19 protein-coding genes are annotated in these 23,470 nt (G+C 71.8%); 15 read left to right on the forward strand and 4 right to left on the reverse strand.

Features of this window, described 5'->3' with window-relative positions; translation table 11 throughout:
* Nucleotides 1–382: 382 nt before the first annotated feature.
* Nucleotides 383–4,312, forward strand: coding sequence for a hypothetical protein (locus AB0910_RS17710; protein WP_366745520.1), 3,930 nt, complete (start codon nt 383–385; stop codon nt 4,310–4,312).
* Nucleotides 4,313–4,410: 98 nt separating this feature from the next.
* On the opposite strand, the gene AB0910_RS17715 is transcribed toward AB0910_RS17710, so the two are convergent.
* Nucleotides 4,411–5,016, reverse strand: coding sequence for a hypothetical protein (locus AB0910_RS17715; protein WP_366745521.1), 606 nt, complete (start codon nt 5,014–5,016; stop codon nt 4,411–4,413).
* 116 nt (nt 5,017–5,132) lie between these two features.
* Between AB0910_RS17715 and hemL the strand changes: the two genes are divergently transcribed.
* The 7 genes from hemL to ccsB all read left to right on the forward strand — a co-directional run bounded on the left by hemL (nt 5,133) and on the right by ccsB (nt 13,303).
* The gene (gene hemL / locus AB0910_RS17720; protein ID WP_366745522.1) at nt 5,133–6,464 is read left to right on the forward strand and encodes a glutamate-1-semialdehyde 2,1-aminomutase; all 1,332 of its coding nucleotides are present in this window, start codon (nt 5,133–5,135) and stop codon (nt 6,462–6,464) included.
* Nucleotides 6,465–6,575: 111 nt separating this feature from the next.
* On the forward strand, nt 6,576–7,277 hold the full coding sequence (locus tag AB0910_RS17725) for a histidine phosphatase family protein (RefSeq protein WP_366745523.1): 702 nt from the start codon (nt 6,576–6,578) through the stop codon (nt 7,275–7,277).
* A 200-nt stretch (nt 7,278–7,477) separates the two neighbouring features.
* On the forward strand, nt 7,478–8,725 hold the full coding sequence (locus AB0910_RS17730; protein WP_366745524.1) for a hypothetical protein: 1,248 nt from the start codon (nt 7,478–7,480) through the stop codon (nt 8,723–8,725).
* 230 nt (nt 8,726–8,955) lie between these two features.
* Nucleotides 8,956–9,594 carry a TlpA disulfide reductase family protein gene (locus tag AB0910_RS17735; RefSeq protein ID WP_366745525.1) on the forward strand — a complete coding sequence of 213 codons (639 nt, stop codon included), beginning with the start codon at nt 8,956–8,958 and terminating at the stop codon, nt 9,592–9,594.
* Between the two features lie 4 nt (nt 9,595–9,598).
* Nucleotides 9,599–10,369, forward strand: a complete 771-nt coding sequence (locus AB0910_RS17740) for a cytochrome c biogenesis protein CcdA (RefSeq protein ID WP_366745526.1) — start codon at nt 9,599–9,601, stop codon at nt 10,367–10,369.
* 4 nt (nt 10,370–10,373) lie between these two features.
* On the forward strand, nt 10,374–12,206 hold the full coding sequence (locus AB0910_RS17745; RefSeq protein WP_366745527.1) for a cytochrome c biogenesis protein ResB: 1,833 nt from the start codon (nt 10,374–10,376) through the stop codon (nt 12,204–12,206).
* Complete coding sequence (ccsB, locus tag AB0910_RS17750) at nt 12,203–13,303, forward strand: c-type cytochrome biogenesis protein CcsB (RefSeq protein WP_366745528.1); 1,101 nt, start codon at nt 12,203–12,205, stop codon at nt 13,301–13,303. The genes AB0910_RS17745 and ccsB overlap by 4 nt, the downstream gene beginning before the upstream one ends.
* A gap of 112 nt (nt 13,304–13,415) precedes the next feature.
* Here ccsB and AB0910_RS17755 read toward each other — a convergent pair whose 3' ends face one another.
* The gene (locus AB0910_RS17755; RefSeq protein WP_366745529.1) at nt 13,416–14,846 is read right to left on the reverse strand and encodes an alkaline phosphatase family protein; all 1,431 of its coding nucleotides are present in this window, start codon (nt 14,844–14,846) and stop codon (nt 13,416–13,418) included.
* 556 nt (nt 14,847–15,402) lie between these two features.
* On the opposite strand from AB0910_RS17755, the gene AB0910_RS17760 reads away from it, so the two are divergent.
* The 3 genes from AB0910_RS17760 (at nt 15,403) to AB0910_RS17770 (ending at nt 18,402) form a co-directional block, all read left to right on the forward strand.
* Nucleotides 15,403–16,854 (forward strand): menaquinone biosynthesis decarboxylase, encoded by a 1,452-nt coding sequence (locus tag AB0910_RS17760; protein WP_366745530.1) that lies wholly within the window; start codon nt 15,403–15,405, stop codon nt 16,852–16,854.
* Nucleotides 16,851–17,774: a menaquinone biosynthesis prenyltransferase MqnP gene (mqnP, locus tag AB0910_RS17765; RefSeq protein WP_366745531.1), complete on the forward strand. Its 924-nt coding sequence runs from the start codon at nt 16,851–16,853 to the stop codon at nt 17,772–17,774. The genes AB0910_RS17760 and mqnP overlap by 4 nt, the downstream gene beginning before the upstream one ends.
* Nucleotides 17,775–17,877: 103 nt before the next feature.
* Nucleotides 17,878–18,402, forward strand: coding sequence for a Uma2 family endonuclease (locus tag AB0910_RS17770; RefSeq protein ID WP_366745532.1), 525 nt, complete (start codon nt 17,878–17,880; stop codon nt 18,400–18,402).
* 27 nt (nt 18,403–18,429) lie between these two features.
* On the opposite strand, the gene AB0910_RS17775 is transcribed toward AB0910_RS17770, so the two are convergent.
* Nucleotides 18,430–19,347: an NmrA family NAD(P)-binding protein gene (locus tag AB0910_RS17775; protein WP_366745533.1), complete on the reverse strand. Its 918-nt coding sequence runs from the start codon at nt 19,345–19,347 to the stop codon at nt 18,430–18,432.
* A 101-nt stretch (nt 19,348–19,448) separates the two neighbouring features.
* Here AB0910_RS17775 and AB0910_RS17780 point away from each other — a divergent pair, with 101 nt between their 5' ends.
* Nucleotides 19,449–20,009 (forward strand): helix-turn-helix domain-containing protein, encoded by a 561-nt coding sequence (locus AB0910_RS17780; RefSeq protein ID WP_366745534.1) that lies wholly within the window; start codon nt 19,449–19,451, stop codon nt 20,007–20,009.
* A 44-nt stretch (nt 20,010–20,053) separates the two neighbouring features.
* On the opposite strand, the gene AB0910_RS17785 is transcribed toward AB0910_RS17780, so the two are convergent.
* Nucleotides 20,054–20,605: a rhomboid family intramembrane serine protease gene (locus AB0910_RS17785; RefSeq protein ID WP_366745564.1), complete on the reverse strand. Its 552-nt coding sequence runs from the start codon at nt 20,603–20,605 to the stop codon at nt 20,054–20,056.
* A gap of 186 nt (nt 20,606–20,791) precedes the next feature.
* Between AB0910_RS17785 and AB0910_RS17790 the strand changes: the two genes are divergently transcribed.
* From AB0910_RS17790 to mqnE, 3 genes are all read left to right on the forward strand, one after another.
* Nucleotides 20,792–21,544, forward strand: a complete 753-nt coding sequence (locus AB0910_RS17790; RefSeq protein ID WP_366745535.1) for a UbiX family flavin prenyltransferase — start codon at nt 20,792–20,794, stop codon at nt 21,542–21,544.
* Between the two features lie 164 nt (nt 21,545–21,708).
* On the forward strand, nt 21,709–22,161 hold the full coding sequence (locus AB0910_RS17795) for an Lrp/AsnC family transcriptional regulator (protein WP_366745536.1): 453 nt from the start codon (nt 21,709–21,711) through the stop codon (nt 22,159–22,161).
* Between the two features lie 139 nt (nt 22,162–22,300).
* The gene (gene mqnE, locus AB0910_RS17800) at nt 22,301–23,464 is read left to right on the forward strand and encodes an aminofutalosine synthase MqnE (RefSeq protein ID WP_366745537.1); all 1,164 of its coding nucleotides are present in this window, start codon (nt 22,301–22,303) and stop codon (nt 23,462–23,464) included.
* Nucleotides 23,465–23,470 lie beyond the last annotated feature (6 nt).

Here is a 23,470-nt window from a genome sequence, read left to right on the forward strand (position 1 = left end):
CGGCAACCCAGGCGTAAGCAGACAAGCACCGTGTGTGATGTGTAAAGAACTGAAAACGTTTCCGTGCATTGAAATGCGCCGTCCGAGTTCGTAGCGTCCTTCCGTGTGCCCAAGCCGGGGCGCCGCATCGAAAGGGAATCGGATGCGAAGAAACGCCTCTTCGAATAAGAGGAGAACAGGCGCAGGGAGGCGTTTGGGGCCGATCGCGTTCGCCGCGGCCCTCGCCGTGCTTCTGCCGTCCGCGGGGGTGGTCGCCGCGACCGCACCTGCCGCAGCGGACGACGGTGTCCCCCTCGCGGTCTCGGGTGATCCCGCACCACCCACCCCCGCGGGCGAGAAGCCCGCGGCTCTCGGGGCGCAACTGCCCTCAGAAACATCCGGATTGAATGCTGATCAGCAGGAGGCGCTCGCGGCCGCCCAGCAGCAGGCGGCTGCGAAGGGCCGGCCCGTTCTCGTCGACGCGCTCACCACCCCGACGGCCACCGTGACGGCCGAGACCTCCGGCGCCCTCACCTGGACCTCGCACGTCCTTCCTGTCCGGGTGCGGCAGAACGGCACCTGGGTCCCCGTCGACGCCACGCTGACCCGCAACGACGACGGCAGCTACAGTCCCGCCGCCGCGGCAGAACCACTCATCCTGTCGGGCGGCGGGGACGGGCCGCTGGCCACCCTGCGTACCGGGTCCGCCCAACTGTCCCTGACCTGGCCGCAGTCCCTGCCCGCCCCCGTCGTGTCAGGATCCGAGATCACCTATCCTGACGTGCTGCGGGACGTGGACCTGCGGCTCACGGCGAACACCCTCGGAGGCTTCTCCGAGGTCCTCGTCGTCAAGAACGCCGAGGCTGCCGCAGATCCGGCGCTGACCACGTTGCGCCTCGGCGTGCACGGCACCGGGGTGAAGCTCGGCGACGACGGCCACGACAACCTCGCCGCGACCGCGCCCGACGGACGTGTCCTCTTCAGCGCGCCCCAGCCCCTGATGTGGGACTCCGGCACAGCGGGAGCCCCGGCGGCCCGCTCGGCCGCGGCCGCCGCTGCCGACACGCCGCCCGCAGGTGCCCAGGTCGGCCGGGTGACCACCCACGCGTCCGACTCGGCCGTCACCCTCGCCCCCGACCAGGGCCTCCTCTCGGACCCCGGCACCCACTACCCCGTGTACATCGACCCGACCTGGAACCCGCACTACGCGAGCGGCGCCAAGCAGCACTTCGCCGAAGTGCAGAAGGGCTGCCCCACGGCCAAGAACTACGACTCGACCGCGCACGGCGACCCGGGCGCGGGAAACAACACCTTCTCCGGGTGCGTCGGCGTCGAACGGTCCTACTTCCAGCTCGCCTTCCCTTCGAGCATCTGGGGGACGCACATCGTCTCCGCCCAGGTCGACGTCAAGGAGAACTACTCGGCGAGTTGCAGCGCGTCCTCCTCGGTCGCGCTGTACTGGTCCGGCGCCATCAGCTCGGGCACCACCTGGAACAACCGCCCCTCCCTGACCAGCAAACTGGGCACGACGTCCTTCGGCCCCGCGTGCAGCAGCGAGCCCTCGGGCAGTTACACGGCGACGTCCACCATCGCCAAGGGCGCCTCCGCCCACTGGAAGAGCTGGACGTTCGCCCTGGTCAACAGCGATGAGAGCAGCGGCACACACTTCAAGCGCTTCGCGACGAACCCGTCCGTGAGCGTCACTTACAACCACGCCCCGGCCAAGCCGACCACGGTCACAGCGAAGATCGGCTCCTCATCCCTGGGCTGTGCGACCTCCACTCCGTACCCGGTGATCGGCAAGACCCTCGCCAGCACGCCGCCTACCCTCAACGCCGTGCTCAACGACACGGACAAGGACGCCCTCGCCGCCACCTACACCTACTGGGCCGGCAGCGGGGCGAAGACCACCACCACCAGCGCGACCGTGGCCAGCGGCAAGAACGCACCCAAGCAACTCCCCGCGAGCTTCGTCTCGGGTCTCGCCGACGGCACCGTCGTCAACTGGACGCTCTCGTCGAGCGACGGCAAGGACACGACGGCCTACGGGTCCACCTGCCACTTCACCGTCGACCTGCACGCCCCCGCCCAGCCGACGATCGCTTCGGCCGACGGCCTCTACCCGCAGGACAGCCCCGGCACCACACGGTCCGGGACGCCCGGCAGCTTCACCGTCGCGGTCGACCCCGGCACGAGCGGCGGCGCGACCACGTTCGTCTGGGGCCTCGACGCCGTGCCGCCCACGAGCAACCCGCCCGCCAACCGCACAGTGGCCGCCAACAACAACACCGCGACGATCACCGTCACGCCCCCCGCCCCTGGCACCCACTCGCTCTACGTGTACGCCCTGGACGCCGCGGGCAACGCCTCGCCCGTGTCCCCGGCGTACGAGTTCGAGGCCCTCGGGCACGCCGCGCAGAGGTACGGCAGCTTCTCCGCCGCCCTCAACAACACCGCTGTCACCTCCGACACCTCGGCCGGCGCGGGCGACGCCGACGGCACCGGCCGCACCCTGTCGCTCCAGGACCTCAAGGCCGCGGGCTGGCAGCCCGGCGGACAGGTCACCGTCGACGGAGCACGCTTCACGCTGCCCGGCTTCGGAACGGGCGCGGCCGACAACGTGCTGGCGGCGAACCAGACCATCGAGATGAACGGCGCCGCGGGCAACGCCCTCGTCTTCCTCGCCACGGCCACCAACGGCACGGTCGCCTCCGCGCACGACCCCGAGGACCTCACGAGCCCCCTGGTCCCCGACGGCACCCCCGTCCCCGGCACCTACTGCCGCCTGAGCAACGGGACGTCGACCGACTGCGAGGCCGCCACCGGCAGCATCGCCTACACGGGTTCTGACACCTCGGTGGCCTACCGCCTCGCGGTGCCCGACTGGACCGGCGGCCCCGCCGCACTGGCCTCCGTCACCCTGCCCCACCTGAACAGCACTGCCGGGCAGAAGACCGGCAACGCCAAGATCTACGCCTTCTCGGTCCCGCTCAGGTCCGGTGTCACCCTCGAATCGGTGACCCTCCCCGACGTCAGCGACACCGCGGCCAAGGGGGTGCCGGGGCTGCACATCTTCGGCATGGCCGTACGCGCCCAGACGCCGCCGCCCGGCGGCGGGGCCTGGACCGGAGCGTGGAGCTCGCCCAACGAGGGCCGGTTCAACTTCCAGGGAGCCGATTTCAAGGACCAGACCTTCCGCATCGCCACGACCCCCAGCGTCAGTGGCTCCACCGTGCGGATCCGGCTGTCCAACGCCCTGGGCACGACTCCGCTGACCATCGACCACACCACGGTGGCCACCCGGTCGAGCGGCGCCGTCCCGGTCGCGAAGCCCGTGGACATGACGTTCGACGGAGGCGGCAGGTCCACCACGATCCCGGCGGGAGGCGAGGTCTACAGCGACCCGCTGTCCTTCACCGCCACGGCGGGCAAGGACCTGATGGTCAGTCTGCACCTCGTCAACGACGCCCCCTACCTGGTCCAGCACAGCTGGTCCGACAGCTCGTTCGAGTACGTGGCCGCGGCGGGCACGGGGGACCACACGGCCGACACCTCGACCACCGCGTTCACCGGATCAGGCGCGCGCTGGGGCTACTTCACCGACATCCTCACGGACGTCGACGTGGCCACGCAGGACGCCAAGCCGACCGTCGCGATCATCGGAGACGGACTCGTCGACCCGTTCGCCGCTGCCAATACCGCGGCGATCGCCACCCCGAGGCTCTCGGACGACCTCACCGCCGCCCTCCAGGCCGGCTCCCAGGGGCAGCCGCCCTTCGGCGTCGTGGCCACCGGCATCGAGAACAACCTTCTCACCACCGACCAGGACGGCAGGGGCGGCCCGGCCATGCTCAGCCGCCTCGACCGCGACGTCTTCGGCCTCTCCGGGGTCAGGACGGCCGTCATCGTCCAGGGGCTGACGGACCTCATGGCGGGCAGCGACGACGACCGGCTCGTGAACACCTACCAGGTCCTCGGCGACCAGCTCAGGGCCCGGGGCATCAAGGTGGTCTTCACGACGCTCACCCCCTGCGCCGGATACAAGCCCTGCACCGCGGACGCTGACGCGGACCGGCTCAGCGCCAACACCTGGATCACCGACCAGACCGATTTCAGCACCCCGTACCTGACCCACGCCGACCTGGAGAGCGTCGTCGGCGTGCCCGACCCCGCGAGCACCCTCGACCCGCCGGCGCTCATCCTCGACAAGGCACCGAGCCCGCACGACTACGACAGCGGAGACCACGTCAACTACACGGCGGACGCCTTCCAGGCGCTGGCCGCCGCCCTCGGCGCCACCACACTCGCGCCGGACGGCCCCCCGGACGCCTGACCCCCAGTGGCCGGGGCTTCGGACCGGGGCTCCGCGCCCCCGAAGCCCCGCCCGCGTGCGCACGGGGGAGCAACGGGGCAGTACGGGGGCGTGGCGCGCTACGGCCAGACCAGGCAGTACGGCTGGTGGCCGGCCTCGTGCAGGCGGTGGGAGAAGTCCTGCCACTCGTGGAGGAGTTGGTAGACGTCGAAGGCGTCGCGCGGGCCGCCGCGGTCGGGGACCGTGGACCAGATGAAGGCCGCGGCGCCGACCGACTCCTCGCCGATGCCGCGCAGCGGGTCGACCGCCGTCATCGGGAGCTTGACGACGGCGTAGTCCGGGTGGAGCACGACCAGTTCGAGCGGCGGGACGCGGTAGAGAGGCATGCCCTGGATGCCGGTGAGGACCATCGCGGCTATGGTCTCCGGCTTGATCTTGGTGAACATCCCGCCCATGCCGAGCTCGTCGCCCCCGAGCTCCTCGGGGCGCATCGAGATGGGGACGCGGGCGGCCGTCGCGCCGTCCGGCGCGCCGAAGTACTTGTAGGTCACCCCCACGCGGCCACCACTCCTGCTCGCCGGCTGCGGCTGATCATGCTGATCATGCCGCGGCCTTTCGCGGTCGTGGTGCTCGCGCTGTCGGTCGTTGCGCCGGTGCCTGCCCCGCCGGGCAGGCTCGGGTCCCAGGTCGTCCGTCCCCTCGCCCAGTCCGCCACCGCGATGCATATCTCCACCCGACCACTCGCAGCTCCGGCCGCGCAACCCGATCATCGTGACAGTGACCTCCCCCGCAGGCGCTCCGTGAAACACCTGTCCGCAAGAACATCCGGGCCTCTGACACCATGGATTACGTGAGCTTCCCCTTTGATGCTGATGCCCCAGTTTCGCAGACACTCTTCGCGCGTGCGGCCCGAGTGACCCCCGGCGGGGTCAACTCTCCCGTACGCGCCTTCGGCGCCGTCGGCGGCACGCCCCGGTTCATGGTCTCGGGCAGCGGCCCGTACCTCACCGACGCCGACGGCAGGGAGTACGTCGACCTCGTGTGCTCGTGGGGTCCGATGATCCTCGGGCACGCGCACCCGCAGGTGGTCGACGCGGTGCAGGCGGCGGTGGCGCGCGGCACGTCCTTCGGCGCGCCCACCGAGGGGGAGGTCGCGCTCGCCGAGGAGATGGTCGGGCGGGTCGCGCCGCTCGACGAGGTGCGGCTCGTCTCGTCCGGCACGGAGGCGACGATGTCCGCGATCCGGCTGGCCCGCGGCTGCACTGGGCGGGCCAAGGTCGTGAAGTTCGCCGGCTGCTACCACGGCCATGTGGACGCGCTGCTCGCCTCGGCGGGCTCCGGCCTCGCCACCTTCGCGCTGCCCGACACCCCGGGCGTGACGGGCGCGCAGGCGGGCGACACGATCGTGCTGCCGTACAACGACCTGGAGGCCGTGCGTGAGGCGTTCGCCGCGCACCCCGGCGAGATCGCCTGCGTGATCACCGAGGCGTCGCCCGGCAACATGGGCGTCGTGCCGCCGCGCGACGGCTTCAACGCGGGCCTGCGGCAGCTGTGCCACGACAACGGCGCGCTGTACGTCTCCGACGAGGTGATGACCGGTTTCCGCACCTCGAAGGCCGGCTGGTACGGGGTCGACGGCGTGGCGCCCGACCTGATGACGTTCGGCAAGGTCATGGGCGGCGGCTTCCCCGCCGCCGCGTTCGGCGGCCGGGCCGAGATCATGCAGCGCCTGGCCCCGGCCGGCCCGGTCTACCAGGCGGGCACCCTGTCGGGGAACCCGGTGGCGACCGCCGCGGGCCTCGCGCAGCTGCGGCTCCTCGACGACGCCGCGTACGCCGCGGTCGACGCGGTCTCCGCGCAGGTGCGCGCGCTGGTGTCCGAGGCGCTGGCCAAGGAGGGCGTGGCGCACCGGGTGCAGACGGCGTCGAACATGTTCTCCGTGTTCTTCACCGACCGGGAGGTGCGGGACTTCGAGGACGCCAAGCGGCAGGACACGTACCGCTTCACCGCGTTCTTCCACGCGATGCTGGCCCGGGGCGTCTACCTGCCGCCGTCGGCGTTCGAGGTGTGGTTCCTGTCCACCGCGCACGACGAGCGCGCGGTGGAGCGGATCGCCGCCGCCCTGCCCGAGGCCGCACGCGCCGCCGCCCGCGCCGAGCCGCCGGCCGCCTGACCCGCCGCCCGCCCGACCTGCCGCCCGCCGGGGGAGACTGCTCCCGGCGGGCGGGACCGCCCCGTCGTGGGCGGCAGCCCGCAGCCGTACGAGAGTGCCGAAGGATTTGTGATGAGCAACAGCCTCAACGCCGCCGACCCGGACGAGCTGACCGTGGTCCATGTGATGCGCCACGGCGAGGTGCACAACCCGGACGGCGTGCTGTACGGGCGCCGCCCCGGATACCACCTCTCCGACCTCGGCGCGCGGATGGCCGAGCGGGTCGCCGAGCACCTCGCGGACCGGGACATCACCCTGGTCGTCGCCTCCCCGCTGGAGCGCGCGCAGGAGACGGCCGCGCCGATCGCGAAGGCGAAGGGCCTGGACGTCGCGACCGACATCCGGCTCATCGAGGCGGCGAACGTCTTCGAGGGCAAGACCTTCGGCGTCGGGGACGGCGCGCTGCGCAAGCCCGCGAACTGGAAGTACCTGACCAACCCGTTCCGCCCGTCCTGGGGCGAGCCGTACGTCGACCAGGTCGTGCGGATGACCGGCGCGCTGGCGAAGGCGCGCGACCTGGCCAGGGGCCACGAGGCGGTCTGCGTCAGCCACCAGCTGCCGATCTGGATCCTGCGCAGCTTCGTCGAGGGCCGCAGGCTCTGGCACGACCCGCGCCGCCGCCAGTGCACGCTGGCGTCGCTGACGACGTTCACGTACCGGGGTGACCGGATCGTCTCGGTCGGCTACGCGGAGCCCGCGCGCGACCTGGTGCCCGCGCACCTGCTGCCCGGCGGCAAACCCCAGCCGGGGGCGGGCAAGGCGTTCGGCGCATAGAGAACAACCGGACGGAGTAGGGCGTAGGGGCCCGTGTGCCCCATCGCCGCGTCTCGCATTCGTAAAGATACGATAATTCCATGAACCGCCGTGTTCGGTGCACTGTCTCACGGTTTGTCGCTTGTAAAAAATGTGATGAACCGACAAGTGCCTGACCTGTGCTTGCCGGTCACCAGTGATCGAACACGGATGGGGACGGTATGCGCAGCATCAGCCGGAGAGATCTGCTCGGGGCAGGAATGGGCGCGGCGGCGGCGGTCGGACTCGCCGCCTGCGGCGCCGAGAAGGCCACGGGCCACCACGCGTCCGCCGAGGCGACCGGTAAGGCGGGCAAGGACGCCGCCGCCGGCGCCCCGCCGAAGAAGGCCGTCACCCTCATCGGGGACGGCTCCACCGCCGACACGGGCAAGCAGCCCCACCAGCCGCCGGCCCCCGCGCCACTTGAGCCGGGCCAGACACCACCGCAGTTCGTCGTCTTCTCCTGGGACGGCGCGGGCGAGGTCGGCACCGGCCTCTTCACCCGCTTCCTCGACCTGGCGCAGCAGCACGACGCCAAGATGACCTTCTTCCTCTCCGGGCTCTACCTGCTGCCCGAGGGCAAGAAGCACCTCTACCAGCCGCCCAACAACCCGATCGGCGCCTCGGACATCGGCTACCTCACCGACGCCCACATCAAGGACACCCTCGCCTGCGTGCGCCGCGCCTGGAACGACGGCCACGAGATCGGCACCCACTTCAACGGCCACTTCTGCTCGGGCAGCGGCTCCGTCGCCAACTGGTCCCCCGAGCAGTGGCGCAGCGAGATCGACCAGGCCATGTCGTTCGTCACGACCTGGAAGACCAACTGCGGCAGCACGGACGGCGACCCGCTGCCGTTCGACTACCGCAAGGAGCTGATCGGCGGCCGTACCCCCTGCCTGCTCGGCCAGGAGCAGCTGCTGCCGACCGCGGCCGCGCTCGGCTGGCGCTACGACGCCTCCTCGCCGGGCGGCACGCAGACCTGGCCCACCAAGAAGCAGGGCGTCTGGGACTACCCGCTCCAGGGCATCCCCTTCCCCGGGCACAGCTTCGAGGTGCTGTCGATGGACTACAACATCCTCGCCAACCAGTCGAAGAACTCCACCCAGGGCATGACCTCCCGCTACGCGGGCTGGCGCGAGCAGGCCACCCAGTCGTACCTGGCCGGCTTCCAGCGCGCGTACGAGACCAACCGCGCGCCCTTCTTCATCGGCAACCACATGGAGACGTGGAACGGCGGCATCTACATGGACGCCGTCGAGGACGCCCTGAAGCAGATCGCGGGCAGGCCGGAGGTGCGGCTCGTCTCGTTCCGCCAGTTCACCGACTGGCTGGACGCGCAGGATCCCGCCCTCCTCACGAAGCTCCAGGGCCTGGAGGTCGGACAGGCGCCCACGGGCGGCTGGAACACCTACCTCAAGGCGGCCTGACCGGGACGAGAACAGCACAACTGAACGAACCAGACGAATCATACGAACACGGACGCAGCGCCCGTACGGGGGCCGGTTGGTGTGAAACCCGCCCCCGTGCCGGGACAGCCGCTGGTCCGCCGGGTGGCACAGGTCCGGCTCACCCGGCTCTTACAACGGGCCCTTGGGGCGGCCCGGACACCGAGGGGGGTGGGCGGGATTGCCCGAAACGCCCATGCGAAACTTTTCACATGAACTTCGGCAGCGCCCCCCGACGCACCACCGCGCGCGCCCGCTCCCGCCGTGCGGTGCGCGCCGCCGCCCTGCCGGTCGCCGTGGTCACCGCCGCCCTCGCGCTCACCGCCTGCGGCAGCGGCAAGTCCGGCGGAGGCGGCAACACGAACTTCGTCGCGAGCAACTCCGACGGCATCGACACCGTCCCGAAGGCCGACCGCAAGGCGGTGGGCGCCATCAAGGGCACCACGCTCGACGGCAAGCCCCTGGACGTCTCCTCCCTCAAGGGCAAGGTCGTCGTCCTCAACGTCTGGGGTTCCTGGTGCTCGCCCTGCCGCGCCGAGGCGCCCCACCTCGCGAAGGTGGCGGGCGCCACCCAGGGCAAGGGCGTGCAGTTCGTCGGCATCGACACCCGGGACACCAACAAGGACCAGGGCGTCGCCTTCGAGAAGAACTACGCGATCCCGTACCCGAGCCTGTACGACCCGACCGGGCGGCTGCTGCTCTCCGGCTTCCCCAAGGGGACGCTCAACCCGCAGGCCATCCCGTCGACGATCGTGCTCGACCGGCAGGGGAAGATCGCCGCGCGCGCCCTCCAGGCCCTGGACGAGGCGAAGCTCAAGAAGATGATCGACCCGCTGATCGCGGAGAAGTGATCCCGTGCACGGCGTACAGGCCCTCGCGGTGACGGGCTACAACACCACCGTCACGAGCGGCGCGCTGCTGGTCGCGCTGCCCATCGCGGTCCTCGGCGGCCTCGTCTCCTTCTTCTCCCCGTGCGTCCTGCCGCTCGTGCCCGGCTACCTCAGCTACGTGACCGGAGTCACCGGCTCCGACCTGGGGCAGGCGCGGCGCGGCCGGATGGTCACCGGCGCGAGCCTCTTCGTGCTCGGCTTCACGGCCGTCTTCGTCTCCGGCGGCGCACTCTTCGGCTTCGCAGGGCAGAACCTCCAGGACCACAGGGGCGTCCTGTCCCGGGTGCTCGGCGTGCTGATGATCCTCATGGGTCTCTTCTTCGCCGGGCTGATGCCCTGGATCACCCAGCGCGAGGTGCGCGTCCACAAGCGGCCCGTCTCCGGCCTCGTCGGCGCGCCGCTGCTCGGCGCGCTGTTCGGGGTCGGCTGGACGCCCTGCCTCGGGCCGACGCTCTCCGCCGTCAACATGCTCGCCTTCAGCCAGGCCAGTGCCGGACGCGGGGCCGTGCTGTCCGTCGCGTACTGTCTGGGGCTCGGGGTGCCCTTCGTGGTCGCGGCCGTCGCGTTCCGCAAGGCCCTGGGCGCCTTCGGCTGGGTCAAGCGCCACTACGCGTGGGTCATGCGGATCGGCGGCGGCATGATGGTCGCCACCGGGCTGCTGCTCGTGACCGGCGTGTGGGACGGCATCCTTCAGCAGACGCAGTCGTGGTCCAACGGCTTCTCGGTGGGGATCTAGCACCATGGGCAACACAGACACACACGCCGGCAGCGGCCGGGCCGCCGACGCCGCCGGTACGGAAGCCGACGCCGACAACGACGCAGCAGCCGACGACACCGCCGCCGGGGCCGCGGCGCCCGCCCGCACCCAGGACGAGGCCGACGCGCGCGAGATCGGCGCCGCCGGGTCCCAGCTGTCGACCGCGCCCCGCGAGGAGCCGCTGATCTCGGGCCCCACGCTCGGCCCCGTCGGCTGGGTCCGCTGGTTCTGGCGCCAGCTCACCTCCATGCGCATCGCGCTGCTGCTGCTCCTGCTGCTGTCGCTCGCCGCGATCCCCGGCTCCCTGATCCCGCAGGCCAGCGCGGACCAGAACAAGGTCGACACCTTCCTGTCCGACCACACCACGCTCGGGCCGCTCTACGACAAGCTCCAGCTGTTCCACGTGTACAGCTCGGTGTGGTTCTCCGCGATCTACATCCTGCTGTTCATCTCGCTGATCGGCTGCATCATCCCGCGGTCCTGGCAGTTCGTCGGGCAGCTGCGCGGCCGCCCGCCCGGCGCCCCGCGCCGCCTCACTCGGCTTCCCGCGTACACCACCTGGCGCACGCAGACCGAGCCCGAGGCCGTGCGCGAGGCCGCGCTCGCGGTGCTCAGGCGGCGCAGGTTCCGCGCCCACGTCGTCGGCGACGCGGTCGCCGCGGAGAAGGGCTATCTGCGCGAGGCCGGGAACCTCGTCTTCCACGTCGCGCTGATCGTGATGCTGCTCGCCTTCGCCTCCGGCTCCCTCTTCAAGTCGGAGGGCGGCAAGCTGATCATGGAGGGGGACCAGGACGGGTTCTCCAACACGCTCAGCCAGTACGACGACTTCACGTCGGGCCCGCTGTTCGACACCGCGAACCTCGCGCCCTTCTCCTTCTCGCTCGACGACTTCGTCGGCACGTACGAGCGCAGCGGCCCCGAAGTCGGCACCGCCCGCACCTTCCAGGCGGACATCCACTACTCCGAGGGCCCGGGCGACACGGAGCACAAGGCCGTCATCAAGGAGAACCACCCCCTGAAGGTGGAGGGCTCCAACGTCTACCTGATCTCGCACGGCTACGCGCCGTCCGTCACGGTCAGGGACGGCAGGGGCAAGGTCGTCTTCCACGGCAACACCCCCCTGCTGCCGTTCGACAAGAACCTCTCCTCCAGCGGTGCCATCAAGGTGATGGACGGCTACCGCGACAAGGACGGCAAGAAGGACCAGCTGGGCTTCGCCGCACTGTTCGTGCCGACGTTCGGCGGCAAGGGCCAGATGCTCTCGCAGTTCCCCGCCCCCGACTTCCCCGTGCTCAACATCGGCGCCTACCACGGCGACCTCGGTGTCGACTCCGGCATCCCGCAGAACGTCTACCAGCTGAACACGAAGACCCTGAAGCCGTTCAAGGACTCCAAGGGGCAGATCCTCAAGCAGAGCCTGCTGCCCGGCGAGACCCTGAAGCTGCCGGGCGGCGCCGGCTCCCTCACCTTCGACAAGGGCCCGATCAAGGAGTGGGCGAGCTTCCAGGTCACCCACCAGCCCGGTGAGCTCTGGGCGCTCGGCGGCGCGGTCGCCGCCATCCTGGGGCTCGCGGGCTCCCTGTTCATCCAGCGGCGCCGCGTCTGGGTCAGGGCCGTCCAGGGCCCCGACGGCGTGACCGTCCTTGAGATGGCGGGACTCGGCCGCAGCGAGTCCGCGAAACTCCCCGAGGAGCTTGGCGACCTGGCCGTCACGCTCATTCCCGAGGCGCCCCCGGCGCCCGATCCTGACGCCGACGACGCGGGCGAAGCCTCCGCCGCCGCACCAGCCGAACACGCCGAAGGGGCGCAGAAGTGATCCTCGCCGCCGCAACCAACGAGAACCTGGCCCACACCAGCAATGTGCTGGTCTACTCGGCCATGGCCGTGTACATGCTGGCCTTCTTCGCCCATATCTTCGAGTGGATCTTCGGGAGCCGCAGCAAGGTCGCCCGTACGGCCGCCGCGCTGACCGGCCCCGCGGCCGAGGAGCAGGCGAAGGAGACCGGGACGGTCACCGTGAAGGTCACCGCCAAGGGCGGCGGCACCACCGTCCTTGAACGGCCGAAGATCGTCACCCGCTCCGCGTCGGGCTCCCGCGACGTGCCGGACGGCCCGGGCGCCGACGGCGGCGACGTGCAGGGCGACATGTGGGGCAGGATCGCGCTGTCCCTGACGGTGCTCGCCTTCTTCGTCGCGGCGGGCGGCGTCCTCACCCGCGCCCTGTCGGTGCAGCGCGCGCCGTGGGGCAACATGTACGAGTTCAGCATCACGTTCTCCACGGTCGCCGTCGGCGTGTACCTGGGGCTGCTCGCCTCCCGGAAGCTGAACATCCGCTGGCTCGGGCTGCCGCTGGTGGCGACCGTCCTGCTGACGCTCGGCCTCGCCGTCACCGTGCTGTACACCGCGAGCGACCAGCTGGTGCCCGCGCTCCACTCGTACTGGCTGTGGATCCACGTCTCCACCGCGATCTTCTGCGGCGCGGTCTTCTACGTCGGCGCCGTCGCCACCCTGCTCTACCTCTTCCGCGACCGGTACGAGGTGAAGCTGATCGCGGGCGAGAAGGTCAGCGCCTTCGCCACCTCGGTGCTTGAGCGGCTGCCCGCCGCTGCCACCCTCGACAAGCTCGCCTACCGCGTCAACGCGGCCGTCTTCCCGCTGTGGACGTTCACGATCATCGCGGGCGCCATCTGGGCGGGCAGCGCGTGGGGCCACTACTGGGAGTGGGACCCGAAGGAGACCTGGTCCTTCATCACCTGGGTCGCCTACGCCGGCTACCTGCACGCGCGCGCCACCGCGGGCTGGAAGGGCCGCAAGGCCGCCTCGCTGGCGCTGGTCGCCTTCGCCTGCTTCCTCTTCAACTACTACGGCGTCAACATCTTCGTCTCGGGCAAGCACTCGTACGCGGGCGTGTGACGCGCGGCGCGTACACCGCACGGGCGTGCCCCGGCCGGAATCCTGACATCCGGCCGGGGCACGCCTCTGTGCGGCGGCGGGGCCGAGCGGTGGGGCCGCTCGGCGGCGGGGCTCAGCGGCGGGGCCGCCACCCCTTCTCCTGCCGCGGCACCTTCTGGTGCGTGGTCGGCAGGGTCGGCGGCGGCAGCGTCGCCACCTCCTGCTGGGCCTCGGCGAGCTGCTCCGCGGTGTCCGTGGGCAGCTTCGGCGGGCGGGGCGCCGCCTGGCGGAAGCCGAAAGCCGACGTCAGGTCGCCGAACGTACGGCGGCGCCACTGGCTGATGTTGGGCTCCCGCACGCCCGTGACGCGCTCAAGGAACTGGAGCACGGACGTGTGGTCGAAGGCCTCGCCCGCGGCCCAGCCGCCCACCGTCCACGGCGAGACGACGATGCACGGCACGCGGAAGCCCGCGCCGATGGGCAGCCCGTCGATGTACTCGTCCACCGTGCCGGGCTTCGCCGTGGGCGGCACGACATGGTCGAAGAGGCCGTCGTTCTCGTCGTAGTCGAGGATGAACGCGGTCTTGCGCCACAGCTCGGGGTTGGACGCGATCGCCTCGATCTTCGAGGCGACGTAGTCGGCGCCCGCGGCGGGCAGGTAGTCCGGGTGCTCGGACTGGGTGCTGGTGCAGATGATCCAGGAGACGGTGGGCAGGCGCCCGGCCCGCGCGTCCGCCTCGAACGCGCCCGCGGGTCCTGGCTGCACGCCCTTGTCGTACAGCGGGTCGCCGGGCTTCGCGTTCTTGAAGTTCGCGAAGTTCTCCAGCATGTTGCAGCCGTAGTCGTCCTCCTCCTGGTACACCTTCCAGGACACGCCGGCCGCTTCGAGGCGCTCCGCGTACGTGGTCCAGGTGTAGCCGCTGTCGGGGGCGACGTTGCTGATGATCGGGCCGCCGTGGGTGCCGTTCGGGTCGACCGTGCCGGTCATCCAGAACATCCGGTTGGGCCAGGTCGGGCCCATCATCGAGCAGTAGTAGTTGTCGCACACGGTGAACGCCTCGGCCAGCGCGAACTGGAACGGGATGTCCTCGCGCGTGTAGTAGCCCATCACGTACGGGCCGTTCTTGCCGTCGGCGGCGCGGTGCGCGGGCAGCCAGTTGTCCATCTTCCCGTTGTTCCAGGCGCTGTGCTGGACCGACCAGGCGTGGCTGGTGGAGGGGATGGCCTGGGCGCTGCTGCTGTGCGTGTCCAGGTGGAACGGCAGCATGTAGCCGTCGGGGGTGCCGGGGTCGGGCTGGTAGAAGACCGGGCGGCCGTTCGGCAGGCGCTTCGCGGCCGGGTCGCCGAAGCCGCGTACGCCCTTCATCGTGCCGAAGTAGTGGTCGAAGGAGCGGTTCTCCTGCATCAGCAGGACGACGTGCTCGATGTCGTCGATCGAGCCGCCCCGGGGCGGGCCCGCGGCCACGGCCTTCTGGACGGACGGCGGCAGGAGGCTGAGTGCGGCGCCGCCGGCCGCGGCGCCCGCGGCGGAGCCGAGGAGTCTGCGACGGGTCATGTCGGGCATGGGGGTACCCACTTCCCTTGCGGAGTGAGAGGGCGGAACAGGCCGCGCACGACTCTCTCCGGCCGGGTGCGCGGAAAGTCAGGGCAGTTCGGTGAACGCCCGGCCAAGCAACGGCAAAAGGATCAAGCGGTGGCAAAGTGCGCTTCCGGCGCGGGCGACCGGGGTGTTCCGGGCGGTGCGGCCGGGGGACGGCGGCCGCGGATCGCCTGGTGGGGACGGTCGGCACAGTGTCGCTGACGGAGCGTCAGCTCGGGGTGTGCGACGCGGAGTCGGGGCGGCGGCGCGGGCGGCAGGCGGCGGGTGGTGCGGCCGGGGCGCCGGGGCCGCGGCACCGCGCGGCCATCCCTTCTTCACCTGCCGGGACGCCCCCGCGACACCCCCGGCGGGCAGAGGGAGGGCCCGGCGGGCAGGGGGCCGCGCGGGCCCGGCGTTCCGCCCGTACGGACGGCGGCCGAACGGGCGGGTACGGGGGCCGCGGCGCGCACGGGGGAGCGTGCGCGCGGGGCGGCGGGCCCGGTGGCGGGGCCCGCGCGGCCGGTGGCCGATACTGGGGGGCATGGCTTACGACGATCTTCGCTCGCTGCTGAGGGCCCTGGAGCGCGAGGGCGACCTCAAGCGCGTGAAGGCCGAGGTCGACCCGTACCTGGAGGTCGGCGAGATCACCGACCGGGTGAACAAGGCGGGCGGCCCCGCGCTCCTCTTCGAGAACGTGCGCGGCTCCGCGATGCCGCTTGCGATGAACGTGTACGGCACGGACCGCAGGCTGCTCAAGGCGCTCGGGCTCAGCTCGTACGCGGAGATCGGCGAGAAGATCGGCGGGCTGCTCAAGCCGGAGCTGCCGCACGGCTTCGTCGGCGTGCGCGACGCCTTCGGCAAGCTGGGCTCGATGGCACACGTGCCGCCGAAGAAGGTGAAGGAGGCGCCGGTCCAGGAGGTCGTGCGCACCGGCGACGAGGTCGACCTGGACGCGCTGCCCGCGCTGTTCACCTGGCCCGAGGACGGCGGCTCCTTCTTCAACCTGGGCCTCACGCACACCAAGGACCCCGAGACGGGCGTGCGCAACCTCGGCCTCTACCGGCTCCAGCGGCACGACCGGCGCACCCTCGGCATGCACTGGCAGATCCACAAGGACAGCCGCAACCACTACGCGGAGGCGGCGCGGCGCGGCGAGCGGCTGCCGGTCGCGATCGCCTTCGGCTGCCCGCCTGCCGTGACGTACGCCTCGACGGCGCCGCTGCCCGGCGACATCGACGAGTACCTGTTCGCCGGGTTCGTGCAGGGGCGGCGCATCGAGATGGTCGACTGCAAGACCGTGCCGCTCCAGGTCCCAGCGGCGGCCGAGGTGGTGCTCGAAGGCTGGCTCGAACCGGGCAGGACGCTGCCCGAGGGGCCGTTCGGCGACCACACCGGCTTCTACACGCCGCAGGAGGAGTTCCCCGCGCTGACCGTCGACTGCGTGACGACGCGCAGGCGGCCGCTGCTCCAGTCCATCGTGGTCGGCAGGCCGCCGACGGAGGACGGGCCGCTGGGGCGGGCCACCGAGCGGTTCTTCCTGCCGCTGCTGAAGATCATCGTGCCGGACATCGTGGACTACCACCTGCCGGAGGCGGGCGGCTTCCACAACTGCGCGATCGTCTCGATCGACAAGAAGTACCCCAAGCACGCGCAGAAGGTGATGCACGCCATCTGGGGCGCCCACATGATGTCGCTCACCAAGCTGATCGTGGTGGTGGACGCCGACTGCGACGTGCACGACCTGCACGAGGTGGCGTGGCGCGCGCTCGGCAACACCGACTACGGGCACGACCTGACCGTCGTCGAGGGCCCGGTCGACCACCTCGACCACGCCTCGTACCAGCAGTTCTGGGGCGGCAAGGCGGGGATCGACGCGACGCGGAAGCTCCCCGAGGAGGGGTACGCACGCGACGGCGGCTGGCCGCATATGGTCGTACCGGACCGGGAGACGGCGGCGCTTGTCGACCGCCGGTGGAAGGAGTACGGGCTGTGAGCACCACGGCGGACGGGGCCATCGGCGGCCCGGAACCGATCAGGCACGGCGGCAGGGTCCGTGCCTTCCTGCGGCTCGTCATGATCGAGCACTCGGTGTTCGCGCTGCCCTTCGCCTACATCGCCGCGCTCACCGCGATGCAGCGGCTCGACGGCAGCGTCCACTGGTGGAAGCTGCTGCTCGTGACCGTCGCCATGGTCGGCATGCGGACGTTCGCGATGGCCTGCAACCGGATCATCGACCGGGAGATCGACGCGCGGAACCCGCGCACCGCGGGCCGCGAGCTGGTGACCGGCGCGGTGTCGGTCCGCTCGGCGTGGACCGGCGCGGTCGTCGCGCTGCTGGTGTTCCTCGCGGCGGCCGCGCTGCTCGGCCCGCTCTGCCTGGCGCTCGCGCTGCCCGCCGCCGTGCCGATGGTGGTCTATCCGTACGGCAAGCGCTTCACGTCCTTCCCGCACGCGATCCTCGGCGTGGCGCAGGCCATCGGGCCGATCGGCGCGTGGATCGCGGTGACCGGGAGCTGGTCGTGGGACGCGGTGATCCTCGGCCTCGCCGTGGGCGTCTGGATCGGCGGCTTCGACCTGATCTTCGCCTGCCAGGACGTGCGCGCCGACCGCGCACACGGCGTGCGGTCGGTCCCCGCGCGCTTCGGCATCCCCGCCGCCCTGCACGGCGCGCGCGCCGCGCACGTCGTCACCACGGCCCTGCTCGCCTGGTACGGCGCCGCCACCGGCGCCGGCCTCCTGTACTGGATCGGCCTCGCGGTCGTCGCCGCCGCCTTCCTCTACGAGCACACGATCGTCCGCCCGCACGACCTCTCCCGCCTCAACCGTGCCTTCTTCCAGGTCAACGGCTTCATCGGCATCGCACTCTTCGTCTTCGCCCTGGCCGACCTGATCGCCAGAGGCCTCCGCGGCTGACGCGGGCCGGGGCCCGGCACCTCTCGCCTACCATGGAGCACGGGAAAGGGAGGCCGACGTGTCGATCACCGAAACAGAGCGTCTGCGTTCACAACTTGCCCAGATGGAAGACTGTTTTCCCGGGTACCGGGTGGAGATCGTCGAGGCAAGCATCATGATGAGTCCGGTCCGCCCGCACCACAACGAGACCATCCGGCGTGTGTGGAACATCTTGGAGGCCCAGCTGTCGGCCGACTGGGGCTTCACCTCCGACGTGGCCTTCGTCTTCGACGGGGACACCGAACTCTGCCCGGACCTCGCTGTCATCCCGGCGGCAGCGGTGGCGGAGAACCGCAGCGCCTACGACCCGGACCTGATCGAGCTCGTCGTGGAGGTCGTCTCGCCCGGCAGTGTGCGGCGGGACTACGAGATCAAGCCGCGCCTGTACGCGGCACGCGGCATCGCCAACTACCTCGTGTTCGACCCTTACAAGGCGCACTGCGTGACGCTCTGGCACCCGACAGCGGAGGGCTACCAGGGCCGGGACACCCTGCCGTACGGCAAGGACATCACCCTGGAGACCGGCCTCGGCACGCTGACGATCGCCACGGGCGAGCTGCCTCGGGACACATCGGCTCCGGAGCGCTGACAGGCCCGCGCCGGGTGGTCCGCGGGGTCAGGCCGTGGGGGTGAGGCGGGTGCGGGTCCACTCCTCGAAGGGGGTGAGGGGGATGCCGAGGGCGCGGGCGAACTCGGGGCGGGCGGGCTGGCCGGTCTCGTTCATCATCAGGTGGCCCGCGCCCATGGGCGGCATGCCGGCGGCGACCGCCTCGTCCAGGGTCATGTCGGGCGCGGTGAGCTCGGTGCCGAGGGTGCGGGAGAGGATCTCGGCGATCCTGGTCATCGACAGGTAGTCGCTCGCGAGTTCGAGCTCCACGCGGTGGAAGCGCTCCGGATCGGCGAGCGCTGCGGCGGCCGCCGCCCCGATGTCGTCCACGGCGACCAGCGAGAGCCGGGTGTCCGGCTTGAGCAGGCTCACGAGGCCGCCCTCGACGCCCCGGGGGAAGAGGAACTCCATGGACGGCAGGAAGTTCTCCATGAAGAAGCCGGGCTTGAGCAGGGTCCAGTACCTGAAGCCCGCCTCGCGCACCCGGTCCTGGATGCCCGTCTTGGCCGCGTAGTACGGCTCCATCGCGGCCCAGCGGCCCTCCGCCCAGCCGGGGGCGGCGGTGTGCTGCCCTGCGCCGGAGACCGAGGTGTGGACGAACTGCTCGACGCCCGCGTCCCGAGCGGCCCCGACCAGGTGCGAGGCCTGGGCGAGTTCGCCCTCGAAGCCGCCGCCTGCCAGGTCGGGCATCTGGACGGAGAAGACGGCCCGCGCCCCCTCGGCGGCGCGGGCGAGCGAGCCGCGGTCGGCGAGGTCCCCTGTCACCAGTTCGGCGCCGCGCGCCGCGACGGCCCTGGCGCGGTCGGTGCCCGGGTCGCGGACGAGGGCGCGCACGGGGACGCCCGCGGCGAGCAGGGCCCGGGCGGTGGCGCCGCCCTGCCTGCCGGTGGCGCCGGTGACCAGGACGGGGGCTGCGGTGTCGGACATGGCTCTCCTCGGGGTGCCGAAAGGTAAACGGCGGGGCCCACCGTTTCTGCTTCGGTACGATACGGAGGGGCCCGCCACTTGGCGATGTCGGAGGTGTTCACGTGCCCGGTCAGCGCGCCGACGCGCGGCGCAACTACGCGCGCATCCTCGCGGTCGCCGAGGAGGAGGTCGCCGCGCACGGCGCCGACGCCTCCCTCGAGCAGATCGCCCGCGTCGCCGGGGTCGGCTCGGCGACCGTGCGCCGGCACTTCCCCGGCCGCCGCGCCCTGCTCGACGCGGTCTTCCGGGAGCGCGTCGAGGCCCTGTGCGAGCGCGCCCGCGCGCTCGCCGGCGCGCAGGACGCCCGCGCCGCGCTGCTCGACTGGCTCCGCGCGCTCACCGCGTACTCCGCTTCCGCGCGCGGCATGGCGGCGGCGATGGCGCCCGACGGGGCGTTCGACGAGGAGGCGGTGCACAGCTGCGCGGCCGTGCTCGGCGATGCGTGCGCCCCGCTGCTGCGCCGCGCGGCGGACGAGGGCGTGGTCGGCGGCGGCGTCACAGTCGCCGACCTGATCACCCTGGTCACCGGTATCGCGCTGGCCACGGAGCACCACCCGCGGGCCGCCGCGGAGGCGGACCGGCTGCTCACCCTGGCCTTCGCCGGGGTCAGCCCGGCGCGGTGAGCCCGCCGGGCTCCGCAGGGGGCGGCCCCGCCGGGGCGCGCCCGCTACAGGCCGGGCGGCAGCGGCCCGGGGCGCGGGTGGCGCTCGCGGCGGAAGAGGAAGGCCGCGAGCACGCCGCCGACCAGGCCGAAGGCGTGCGCCTGCCAGCTGACGCCCGGGTTGCCCGGCAGGGCGCCGAGCAGCACGGAGCCGTAGACCGCGAGGACCACGAGGCCGAGGACGACGTCCCAGGCGCGGCGGTTGACGAAACCGGTGATCACCAGGAACGCCAGCAGCCCGAAGACCACCCCGGAAGCGCCGATGGTGACGGAGTTGCTCGGGGCGGTCAGCCAGACGCCGAGCCCGCTGACCACGGTGATCGTGAGCACGATCCCGAAGAACCTGGCGAGCCCGCCGAGCGCGGCGAGGAAGCCGAGGACCAGCAGCGGGAACGTGTTGGACGCGAGGTGCGCGACCGAGCCGTGCAGGAACGCCGCGGGGATGACATCCAGCAGCTCACCCGGCCTGCGGGGCGTGATGCCCAGCGTGTCGAGCGACTCGCCCGTCGCCTCGTCGATCCCGAGCAGCAGCCACAGCAGCGCCACCCAGGCGGCCATGACCGCGCCCGCGGCCCTGACCCGTCCGGCGCCGCCGCCGCGCCCCGCGCGCGCCGCCGCGCCCTGCCTGCCCGCCGGATCCGTCCCGTACGCCATCGCAGCCCCCTGCCTGTGAGCCTGACGTGCTGGAAACGTCCCGCACCCCGTGCCGGGTTCCGCCCGTGCGCGGCCGGATAGGCTCGCCGCGTGAGCACTTCCCCGGACGCACAGGACGGACAGGACGCACCGGGTGGCCCGGACGCGCCGAGCGCCCGGGACGGCCGGGCCGCCGCGCCCCGCAGGCCCTGGGTCGTCGGGGTCTCGGGCGCCTCGGGCACCCCGTACGCCGCCGCGGTGCTGCGCGGCCTGCTCGACGCGGGGCAGAGCGTCGACCTGGTGGTGAGCAGGGCGGCGCGGCTCACCCTGCTGGACGAGACCGGCATCGCCTTCCGCGACGCGCACTGGCGCGACGACCTCGCCGCCTGGCTCGCCCGGGGCGCGGACGGCGACCCCGCCGCGTTCCCCGCGCCCGACCTGTCGGACGTGCGCCACTGGGCCGCGGGCGACCTCGCGGCGGGCCCCTCGTCCGGCTCGTACCCGACGCGCGGAATGCTGATCGTGCCCGCCTCCACGGCCACCGCCGCGGGCGTCGCGCTCGGCCTCTCGAAGGACCTGCTCCAGCGGGTCGCCGGGGTCACGCTCAAGGAGCGCCGCCCGCTGGTCGTCGCCGTGCGGGAGACCCCGCTCGCCGGGAACACGCTGCGCCACCTGGTCGCACTCGACGACCTCGGCGCCGTGGTGCTGCCGGTGTCGCCCGCCTTCTACGCGGGCGCCACGCACATCCAGGACCTGGTGGACTTCGTCGCGGGCCGCGCGCTCGACGCGGTCGGCGTGGAGCACGGCCTGTACCGCCGCTGGCGCGGCGAGCTCGGCGGCGGCTCGCGCCCGCCCGACGCCTGACGCCGCGGGGGCCGCGCCCCGGGACGGGCCGCGCGCGGGGGAGTGGGCCGGGCCACGAGCAACCGCCCTCGCGAGAAGGAGCGTTCCCAGGGCCTTCGGCCCGGGGACCTTGGTTCTGCCGAGTAATCTTGCTGGATCGCTGAATGATGGAAGGCATCAGGCATATGGACGCCGTGGACAGGCAGCTCATCCAGGCCCTTCGGGAGAACGGCAGAGCCTCGTACGCCGAACTCGGCAGGCTCGTCGGGCTCTCCGGCCCCAGCGTCACCGACCGGATCAACCGCCTGGAGTCGGCGGGGGTCATCACCGGCTACCGCGCCACGGTGGCCGCCGCCTCGCTCGGCCTCGGCGTGGTCGCCCTGATCGGCATCTCGCTGTCGGACGCGGCCGACCACGAGGACGTGGCACGGCGGCTGCGGGACCTCGGCGAGATCGAGGACTGCTGGTTCATCGCGGGCGACGACTCGTTCATGCTCAAGGTGCGCGGCGAGAACGTGGACAGCCTGGAGCGCACCATCCGGCGCCTCAGCGGCACGAAGGGCGTCTCCCGCACCCGTACGACGGTCGTCCTGTCGACCAAGTGGGAGAACCGCGTCGGCGAGCTCCCCGAGGAGTGACCCGCCGCGGGGTGTGACGCGATCAACGCGCCCCGGGGCCCGGTGGAGCGCCGGGGGCGGCCGGATCGCGCGGACCGGGGGCGTAACCTCGAATCGGCCCGCAGACGGGCGAACCACCAGCACAAGGGAGGCGGCTTCTATGGACGCGGGGCTCAAGCGCGAGCTGGAGCAGAAGGTCCGTGACGGCGAGCGGCTGTCCCGCGAGGACGGCATCGCGCTGTACGCGTCGGACGACCTCGCCTGGCTCGGCGGCCTCGCCCACGAGGTGCGCACGCGCAAGGCGGGCGACGCCGTCTACTTCAACGTCAACCGCCACCTGAACATGACGAACGTGTGCACCGCGTCCTGCGCGTACTGCTCCTTCCAGCGCAAGCCGGGCGAGAAGGACGCGTACACGATGCGCATCGAGGAGGCCGTCCGGCTGGCGAAGGCCATGGAGGGCGAGAACCTCACCGAGCTGCACATCGTCAACGGCCTGCACCCCTCGCTGCCCTGGCGCTACTACCCGCGCTCCCTGAAGGCGCTCAAGGAGGCCCTGCCGCAGGTCTCCCTCAAGGCGTTCACCGCCACCGAGATCCACCACTTCGAGACCATCTCCGGCATGTCGGCCTCCGACATCCTGGACGAGCTGATCGACGCGGGGCTCGAATCGCTGACCGGCGGCGGCGCGGAGATCTTCGACTGGGAGGTGCGGCAGCACATCGTGGACCACCGCACCCACTGGGAGGACTGGTCCCGCATCCACCGCCTCGCGCACGAGAAGGGCCTCAAGACGCCCAGCACGATGCTGTACGGGCACATCGAGGAGCCGCGGCACCGCGTCGACCACGTGCTGCGGCTGCGCGAGCTCCAGGACGAGACCGGCGGCTTCCAGGTCTTCATCCCGCTGCGCTACCAGCACGACTTCGTGGACATGAAGGACGGCAAGATCCGCAACCGGCTCCAGGCGCGCACCACGATGGCCACGGGCGCCGAGTCGCTGAAGACCTTCGCGGTCTCCCGGCTGCTGTTCGACAACGTCCCGCACGTCAAGGTGTTCTGGGTGATGCACGGCCTCCAGACCACGCAGCTCGCGCTCCAGCACGGCGCGGACGACATGGACGGCTCGGTCGTCGAGTACAAGATCACGCACGACGCGGACAACTACGGCACGCCGAACAAGATGTCCCGCGAGGACCTGCTCGACCTGATCCGCGACGCGGGCTTCCGCCCCATCGAGCGCAACACCCGCTACGAGACGGTCCGCGAGTACCCGGGCCCCGACGCGGCCCGCCGCGAGGCTCCGCAGCCGATGCGGGTGTGAGGGCGC

It is taken from the genome of Streptomyces sp. NPDC047002 (genome assembly GCF_040704505.1).
GTDB lineage: Bacteria > Actinomycetota > Actinomycetes > Streptomycetales > Streptomycetaceae > Streptomyces.